This is a genomic window from Sporolactobacillus shoreicorticis, assembly GCF_024125445.1.
In the GTDB taxonomy this organism is placed as follows: Bacteria; Bacillota; Bacilli; order Bacillales; family Sporolactobacillaceae; genus Sporolactobacillus; species Sporolactobacillus shoreicorticis.
The window spans coordinates 1-1,419 of record NZ_JAMXWM010000077.1 but is presented as its reverse complement, the minus strand read 5'-3'; the positions used below and the strand labels follow the sequence as shown (position 1 = coordinate 1,419).

2 protein-coding genes are annotated in these 1,419 nt (G+C 45.6%); both read left to right on the top strand.

Going from position 1 to position 1,419, the window contains the following annotated elements:
- Positions 1-69: 69 nt before the first annotated feature.
- A complete protein-coding gene (locus tag NIE88_RS21970) occupies positions 70-1,059 on the top strand; it encodes a hypothetical protein (protein ID WP_253065690.1) in 990 nt (329 codons plus the stop codon).
- 109 nt (positions 1,060-1,168) lie between these two features.
- Positions 1,169-1,419: hypothetical protein (locus tag NIE88_RS21965; RefSeq protein ID WP_253065689.1), on the top strand; the 251-nt coding region annotated here is incomplete at its 3' end.

The window sequence follows — 1,419 nt, the reverse complement described above, 5'->3', positions numbered from 1 at the left end:
TGTGAAAATGGAGGCGGACTTGCCCCACCAGCGATTTAAAAACCTGAAACCATTCTGAGGGTGGCAGATATGAATTCAAGAATTGCTATATACAATCGCATTGGTGACTTGCTTGATGGGTGCAAGGGATGCCCTAAAAATTGGAAACAAAGTTCTCCAGAGGTCAGATGCAAGGATTGTGCAGCTTATCAGGAAATGCGGAAGCTTGGCGATTCACTGATTAAAGATGGGCTAAAAGGCAATGAAAAGTATCCGCCGAAGTTAGATATGTCTGTCGCTGAATATCGACACTTTAGGGAATCTGGAAAATTGGATAAAGAAATCGCAGAAATCAAGCAAGTCAGCAAAAACACGATGGTGAACTGGAAGAAAATGCATAAGGGGGAGCTGAAAATGAATCCAATGCTGACAGTGGCCAAGTATAAGGAACTGCGCCAGACGCTGAAAACAGACACGAAGATTTGCCTTGAAACAGGAATTGAGAAGATTGATCTACGCGAGTGGAAAAAGGCACATGCAGACGAGCTAGCGGATATTCCCATGAGTGGTCCAAAACCCGGTTGTAAGCCTTCACCCAATGCCAAGCTGGGGAAGAGAATGAGCGATGAACTCAAAGCCGCCAAAGCGGAAATAAGCAAGCTGAAAAAGCTGCGTGAATTTGATGCTAAGGCGTTGTCCATTTCTGACGGGAAAGCGGGCGCTGAATACAAAGCCATGAAAGACAAGCTGTTGGCCAATATTGATGCGTTGACTGCAGAACTCCATGAAGAAAACCGGCGACGCTTGGAAGCGGAAGACGAAAACACGCAATTACAAAAGGATCTCAAAGAGGAATTGGCAAAATTGAGCGAGAAAAATAATGCTCTCAATGCGGCCGCTCAAGATACGGAGAGCGAATTGCAAGCAGCACAAGATGAAGTATGGAGTCTGAATCAACGACTGTCCAGTATCGTTCAAGGCGGGGAACGTGTCGCACGAGAGAACAAGCAATTGAAAGCAAGACTGCAGGCGTTGGAGCGATACGTGTATATCCTGCTTCGGCCAGATGAGAGCGCATGATAACAATCGCTCTATGGATTGTGGCAGGTCTGTCCTTCTTGTGGGGATTAACAGCAATTGGGTGCTGCATTGGTGGTTCAATACTAGCCAAACGAAAGGAGTGCGAGTGATGCACGGATTCATTGAGATTAAACACAAAAACGGTACGCGAGATTCGATCCGAACGGATATGATTTCAAATTTTTGGGAAGAGAAGCATGGCAATAGCAAGCAAGTGAAGCTTGTCCTGATAAATGATTATGAAAGTCCCTTTGATTATCCAGGTACCTATGAAGAACTGCAGTGGGACATTGCACGGGCTGAATATCCTAATTTTGGTGGTGTGGATCTTGCCCACGAAGACGATGGTGGAAATCAGTA

What these genes read in the sequence shown, in the direction of transcription:
- NIE88_RS21970 (WP_253065690.1), top strand. Translation starts at nt 70, where the DNA reads ATGAATTCAAGAATTGCTATATACAATCGCATTGGTGACTTGCTTGAT.